This window comes from Stenotrophomonas sp. LST15-1-1.1 (genome assembly GCF_040815575.1).
Lineage (GTDB): Bacteria > Pseudomonadota > Gammaproteobacteria > Xanthomonadales > Xanthomonadaceae > Stenotrophomonas > Stenotrophomonas lactitubi_B.
This window is the reverse complement of sequence record NZ_JBFPNJ010000031.1, coordinates 243,831-251,135: the sequence shown is the minus strand read 5'-3', so window position 1 is coordinate 251,135 and position 7,305 is coordinate 243,831. Positions and strand designations below refer to the sequence as shown.

Below are 7,305 nucleotides of genomic sequence, written 5' to 3'. Positions count from 1 at the left end.
CCGGCCTCAGCTTCGCGTAGGAAGCCGATGATCTGCTCTTCGGAAAAGCGCTTCTTCACGTCCAATCTCCTTCTCATTGAGGATTGGACTCCAAACCGCTTCGCTACTCAATCTCGGGGGGACGTCGGCGGGCCACTGGGTGAAACGAAGATGCGCGAGATCGCGGTGCGGATCTCGCAGTACTTCCGCGATTTCCTCGAGTCCGATTTCAAGCGCGCGCAGGCCCCCCGGCGGCGCATCGTGCTCACCAGCGACTCCGGCTTCCGCGCGGGCATGCGCACGGCGCCCTATCCGGCGCTGGACAAGGAGCTGTGGAAGCTGCTCAGCCGGCCCTCCGGTGAGGAACTTTCCTTCACCATCGGCCCGCGCAGCTATACCCGGCCGATCAGCGCGACGCTGCGCAGGATTGTCGAAGAGCAGGTGAATGCCATCAGCGAGACCGCCATCGCCACGGTGCGCGTGGCCGTGCTCGACAAGGCGCGCGCCAGCGTGGCAGGGGCACTGGAAGACCCGGAAGCCTGGGTGGAATTGGTGCAGGGCACCTCGGTGGATGCGATGTGCGTGCAGGTGGTGCGGCCGCTGATCGCGCATCTGGCCGGCCCGCTGCAGGGCCAGGCGTACTGGGTGATGGATTCGCTGCACGCGGCGGAATCGGACCTGGTCACCCGCGCGGTTGTCGATCTGTACCAGACCCTGCCGGAAGTGCTGGCACGCCTGCTCGCCACCGGCGACGAGCTGCCGCTGCAGCTGGCCTGCGAGCACCAGTTGACCCGCGACGGCACGATCAGCGCGTTGATGGCCTTCTTCGAGAACTTCGTGGCGGCGGACGCCTTCCATGAGTTCCGCGACCTGGAAACCTATGTCGCCACCGGTGATGGCCTGCAGCTGTATCTCTACGTGGGCACGCTCAAGTACGCGGGCGTGCAGTACCCGGTGTTCTACCTGCCGCTGGACGTGGTGCGGGCCAAGGATGGGTCCGGCTACACCCTGACGCTCAGCAACCGTCTGTTCGCCAACCGCCGCGCGATCGACTTCGTGCTGCAGGAGCTGGCCGTGGGCATGGCCCGCGAGTGGGTGTCGCCGATCCAGGAGCGCATCCAGTACCTCGATCCGGCACAAAGCCTGTTCGAAGTGGCCGCATCGCTGTTCCGGCAGGTGGCCAATGCGGTGGATCTGGGCGGCGAGGCCTCCCTTTCTTCGTCCGCGAGCGAGGCGTCCACCGCCACCGTCGCGCTGTCGCCGGCCCTGCACCTTGCTGCATTCGAGCGCGCCGACGAAGCACTGCTGAACGATTTCGAGGAGATCATCGACCAGGCCCGCAACGGTGGGTCGAAGCTGGTGGACCTGTTCCACGGCATGGTGGAAGGCGTGCTGATGCGCAACCCCGAACCGATCGGGGAACGGGTGGAATCGGCGTGGGATGCGCTGCCGCTGGTGGAGCGCATGGTGTTCGATTCGCCCATCCCGTTGAACGAGGAACAGCGCAAGATCCTGCTGGCGGTACGCGAGCCGCAAGGGCGGATCGTCGTGGTCGAAGGACCACCCGGCACCGGCAAGTCGCACACCATCACCGCCATCGCCGCGGACTGTGCCTTCAACAAGAAGAGCTGCCTGGTGCTGTCGGACAAGACCGAGGCGCTGGACGTGGTGTACGACAAGCTGTCCGATGCGATGAGCCGGGTTCGCCACGATCGCGATTTCCCAAACCCGATCCTGCGGCTGGGCCAGCAGGCGGCCAACTTCAAGCGCCTGACTTCCACCGGCACGATCAGCCAGATTTCGGCCTTCGCCAAGGCCATGAAGGCCAACCAGCCCGCCCTTGAGAGCGAGCGGCAGGACACGGCGCAGACCCTCCGGCAGGCCATCTCCAGCACCGTGCAGACGCTGGGGCGTGTCTCGCTCGCCGCAGTGAAGACCATGCACGAGCAGGAAGCGGAACTGGGCGAACGCGCACCTGCAGTATTGCAGCAGGTGCATGCGGTAATGGATGCCAACGTGCTGACCGAGCTGGAAGCGGTGACCGCACAGGCGGACGTGCTTGAAGTCTATCTGGCCGATCTGTTCGGCAGCACCGACTACACCCCGGCGTCGCTGGACGAGCGCATCCGTCGCGATGCGGTGACAACGGCCTTCGTTGCCGACCGACCGGTCGACGGCTGGGACCTGTTCGAGTCGTTGGATGCCGACCAGGTACGGCTGCTGGGCACGATCCTGCTGCAGTACCAGCAGCTGAAGATGCCGGTGCTGGGCTATCTGTTGCGCGGCAATGCGGTACGCGGGCTGGAACTACAGCTCAACCAGCTGGGCACCACCCGGCCACTGCTGCTCAAGCACGATGCAGCGGCCCTGCAGGCCATCGTGCAGGGCGCAAACGCGCTGCGCATGAAGCTGGAGGCCGAAGGTCTGGGCGCGCAGCTGCCGGCCAGCTACCGGCAGATCGCCCACGGCGCCGCGCCGGGACCGGGTGCGGCGGTTGCACGGCAGGCAATGACCCTGCTGGCACGGCTTAATCCGGCCATCGTCGAAACCCTGCTGGCCGAGCCGAAGGACGACCCGGCGCTGTGGGCGCTGACCCTGCGCTTCCTGCAGGGCTGGATGGCCACGCGCAAGGCCTTCGTCGACGCACCGCAGTACGACTATGTCGGCACCAAGACCAAGCTGGAACGCCTGAACACCTCGGTGATGAATGCCCACGTGGATGGGCGCCTGATCAGCTTCATGGACCATCATCGTGCCGACGCGCGGGCGCTGGCAGGCGTGATCGCCAACCGGCAGAAGTTCCCCGTGGACAAGTTCGAGAGCGTGCGCGAGTCATTCCCGGTGATGATCGCCAGCATCCGCGAGTTCGGCGAGTACATGCCGCTGGCGCCGGACCTGTTCGACGTACTGGTGATCGACGAAGGCTCGCAGGTGTCAGTGGCGCAGGCGCTGCCAGCGCTGCTGCGCGCGCGCAAGGTGGTGGTGCTGGGCGACTCCAAGCAGTTCTCCAACGTCAAGGCCGCCAACGCCAGCATCGCGCTGAACGACAAGTACCGCTCGGACCTGGTCAACTACTTCCGCGCCAACGTCAGCCAGCAGGCCGACGTGCTGGAGCGGTTGGCCATGTTCGATGTGAAGCGGTCGGTGCTGGAGTTCTGTTCGCTCTCGGCCTCGTACTCGGTGATGCTGCGCAAGCATTTCCGCAGCTATGCGGAATTGATTGGTTTCTCGTCCTCCACCTTCTACAACCACCAGTTGCAGGCATTGAAGATCCGCAGCCGGCCACTGCAGGAGGTGATCCGCTTCAGCCAGGTCGATGCCAGCGGGCACCGCACCAGCCGCAGCACCAACGACGCCGAAGCGGCCTTCATTGCCGAGCGCCTGGTCGAACTGCTCGATACCGATGCGCCGCCTACGGTAGGCATCATCACGCCGTTCCGTGAGCAGCAGACGCTGTTGTCCAAGGCGTTGTTCAATCATCCGCGCGGCCGCGAGTTCGAGGAGCGGCTTCGCCTGAAGGTGATGACGGTCGACTCCTGCCAGGGTGAGGAGCGCGGGCTGATCTTCTATTCGATGGTGGCGACCGCCGGCCAGGATGCGCTGAACTACATCTTCCCGGTCAGCCTGACCGGCGCGGTGGATGCGGTGGAGGACAAGCTGAAGGTGCAGCGCCTGAATGTCGGCTTCTCCCGTGCGCAGGAGGCGATCTGGTTCGTCCATTCGATGCCGGTCGATGCGTTCCGCGGTGCGATCGGCAATGCGCTGCGTTACTACGCCAGCCAGTTGGATCGCCCCGCGTCCGACGCCGCGCAGACCGACGCGCGCAGCCCGATGGAATCGAAGGTGCTGCAGTGGCTGCAGCAGACGCCCTTCGTGTTGGAACATGGCGATGCGGTGGAAATCATTCCGCAGTTCCCGGTGGGCGACTACCTGCGCCAGCTCGACCCGACCTACCAGCACCCGGCGTGGCGCGTCGACTTCCTGGTGACCGTGCAGACCGTGCGCGGCGCGCTGCAGATCGTGATCGAGTACGACGGCTTCGAGTTCCATTTCCGCCGCGACAAGCTGGTGCATGTGGGCAACCACGAGCGCTATCTGGTCGAGGCCGATGTCGAGCGCCAGCTGACGCTGGAAAGCTACGGCTATCGCTTCCTGCGCATCAACCGCTTCAATCTCGGCAGCGACCCGGTGCAGACCCTGTCCGACCGGCTCTATCGCCTGATTGAAGTGGCCGGTACGGAAATCCGCTCGGCTGCGGTCGATCAAGTGATCGAGCAGGTGCAGGGGCTGGAATCGAAGGAGAAGAAGGTCTGCAGCCGCTGCGGGCAGATCCGCAGCCAGGAGGAATTCTTCGACCCTGACCTGCGCGCCGGTGCTGGCGGGGTGGGACGGATCTGCATGCCCTGCAAGGTCAGCTGACGCAGGCGGTGTCGCGCGTGGTGGGTGTTGCGGGACGGATCAGGGCGCCAGCCTGCGGAAAGAATCCTGGCCGCGTACCGCCACCGCCGCCAGCCGGCGGCTGACCAGCCCATACAGCTCCTCCAGCTCGGCGGCGCGGTCGGCGGTCATGTTCGCGCCGAACAGCACGCGTGACAGCGCGAGCTTGTGGGTGTCGTCGGGATGGCGCGCCCGCGCCCGGTACACGGTCTGCAGCACCAGCCAAGCCAGGCGGAACCCGCCCCCGGGCAAGGGGCGGACCACGCGGTCATAGATCTGCCAGAACTGGTACTCGGCCTCCAGGTCGACCTCCGGTGCGGCGAACGGCACCGGACGCGCACGTCCATGGGCGCGCCTGCGGACCGGAGGAAAACGGGGGTTGTGCTGTGCCATGCGTACAGGATGACCCAGCAACATTGTGGGAACCTTGCGTTGGTGCCACGAAATCAGTGCAGATCGTGCAAACCGAGGATGGGGTCGGAGCCCTTTGCGTGGCAAAGGGATCCGACCCCATCCGTATCTCAGAACGACATCGAGGTGCTGAACATCACCTGCCGCGGTGCGCTGCGCTGCAGGGTCTGGTAGTCACCCGAGAACGACGAACCGGCGATGGTGGCGGTGCCGATGTTGTTGCGGTTGAACAGGTTGCTCACGTCCAGCCGCAGCTCCAGGCCCGGCACCAGGCTGTCCGGCCCCAGCTTGTAGGCTGTGTATGCGTTGACCTGCCAGAACGTCGGCACGCGGATGTCATTTTCATAGGTGAAGGGCTGGCGCAAGTACGAGGTACTGGTGGCACCGAAGCGCCAGCCGCCAAAGTGCGCGGACAGGTCGCTGACCAGCGACAGCTGCGGATAGCCCGGCTGTGCATTGCCCTTGATCGGGTACACGGTGTCGCCCACCACGAAATCGCTGTCGTAGTACGAGCGCGCCAGTGCGATGCCCTGGTAGAACTGCAGATGATCGGTGAGGTCGGCGGTGATGCCGAGATCGGCGCCGATCACGTGCATCTTCGGCATCAGCCGCACCGTATTGATCTGTGCGAACTGGGTGCCGATCGCCGCCGACAGCAGCCGGTTGCGGATGTCGTTGTAGAACACGTCCGCCGTCACCGTCAGGCGGTCGAAGCGATGGCTGGCACCGACGGTCAGGTTCCAGTTCTTCTCCGGCCGCAGGGTGCCGGCCACGCGGTCGAACTCTTCCTGGTCGGTGATGGTCCAGGCCGAGGCGGTGTAGCCGATGTTGCCGCGCTGGGCCGCGCGATAGCCGTTCATGGTGTTGGCCAGATCGATGAAGGCATCGGTCCGGTCGGTCGGGCTCCAGTACAGCGACACATGCGGCAGAAAGTTGCTCTTGGCACGCAGCGTGCCTGACACCGGGCGCTCCGGTGCATCGCCGATGCCGCCGCCGGTGGTGCTGAAGTCCACCGCCTTGAAGCCCAGCCCCAGCACCAGCGTGTCGGTGACAGCGTAGTTGTCATGCAGGTAGAACTGCCGCGAACGGGTCACCCAGCTTGATGCGTTGTCGGTCTGGAACGCCGGCCCGTACACATCGAACGGCCCGGTGGCCTTCAGTGGCTTGCCTTCGCCCAGCAGCGGCTGCTGGTACCACTCAGTCTTCGCCGCCGCCTTGCTCTTTTCCTGCCAGAAACCGGTGGTGATGGTGTGCGCACCGGCCTCGAACTGCAGGTTGAACATGCCGCCCAAGCGGTTGAGCCGTGGCGTCTGCACCTGTTCGGAGAAGGGCGCGCCGTTGGGTGACGGCACGGTCGGGTCGGTCAGGGTGGCCTGGGTGTGGCTGTTGGCGTTGTACAGCTGCACGTTGCCGCTGAGCGCGGGCGTGATCTGGAAACGATGGTTGATCGAGGCGACGCGGTCGCGGGTCACCTGGCCGGTGTCGTAGGGAATCAGCTCGGACAGCTCTCCGCAGGTGTAGGCGCCGCAGGATTTGTCGGCGTTCTCGGGCGAGGCGACGTAGTACGCCCACGCATAGTCCGGATAGAAGCTGTCGGCCTTCCAGCCCAGCTTGCGGATCATATCGAAGGAGATGTTGTTGTAGCCCCACACCGCGGCCTTGCTGTCGGACAGGAACACGGTGAAATCGCCCCACGACACATCCTGCTGGGCTTTCAGGTCGCCGCGCAGGAACTTCTGCGTGCCGGCACCCTGGTACTTGTCGGCCGACACGCGCTGCAGGTCGACCAGCAGCTTCGGGCCGTGTTCGCCCAGCTGGCCGCTCTGGCCCGAGACCGTGGTGACCAGCGTGTTGTTGCTGCCCACACCCTGCTTGATGCGCAGGCTGGGCGTGTCCTGCAGCTCTGCCAGCCAGTACTCGAGGCTGCCGCCATTGACGCTGCTGGAGAACACGCTGACCGGCGCACCGCCCGGGCTGACCGTGATCGAGCCGATGCCATCGGGCACGCCGACGTTGACCACGCTGGTGCCGGTAAGCGAGAGGAAGCCGTTGTCGTTCAGCGGCACGCCTTCGAAGGTGATGCCCATTTCATTCATGCGGAAACCGCGTACGAACAGGCTGGTGGCGGAGATGTCCAGACCGAGACCGTCGGTGGCGGTATAGCTGGCACCTGGCACGTTCTTCAACATCGACAGGCCGTTGTTGCCCGACACCATCGCGTCGAGGTCGGTGGCGTTGATGACGTAGCGGTTGGGGCCGACCACCTGGGTGGGGGCGACGGCGGCACCGCGTGGCGTGGCGATGACCTGCAGCGCGTTCAGGGTGGTGGGGGTGTCGTGGGCGGCGTCGGTCGACTCGGCAGCGTGCAGTGGTGCAACGAGAGCGGTGCCGATCGCCAGGGCAATAAGCGTAGGTGGAATGTTCATGGCCAGATCCAGGGTGCAGGGGAAAGGTGGCGCAGGCGCACGCCCAGCGCGA

3 protein-coding genes are annotated in these 7,305 nt (G+C 65.3%); 1 reads left to right on the top strand and 2 read right to left on the bottom strand.

All coding sequences use genetic code 11. The annotated features are described in order from the left end of the window. Nucleotides 1-150: 150 nt before the first annotated feature. Nucleotides 151-4,398, top strand: a complete 4,248-nt coding sequence (locus tag MRBLST15_RS17815; protein ID WP_367787122.1) for an AAA domain-containing protein — start codon at nucleotides 151-153, stop codon at nucleotides 4,396-4,398. Nucleotides 4,399-4,437: 39 nt separating this feature from the next. Here the strand turns inward: MRBLST15_RS17815 and MRBLST15_RS17810 are convergent, their stop codons facing one another. After that, the gene (locus MRBLST15_RS17810; RefSeq protein ID WP_367787120.1) at nucleotides 4,438-4,746 is read right to left on the bottom strand and encodes a hypothetical protein; all 309 of its coding nucleotides are present in this window, start codon (nucleotides 4,744-4,746) and stop codon (nucleotides 4,438-4,440) included. Between the two features lie 191 nt (nucleotides 4,747-4,937). Next, nucleotides 4,938-7,253, bottom strand: a complete 2,316-nt coding sequence (locus MRBLST15_RS17805; RefSeq protein WP_367787118.1) for a TonB-dependent receptor — start codon at nucleotides 7,251-7,253, stop codon at nucleotides 4,938-4,940. Between the last annotated feature and the right edge of the window lie 52 nt (nucleotides 7,254-7,305).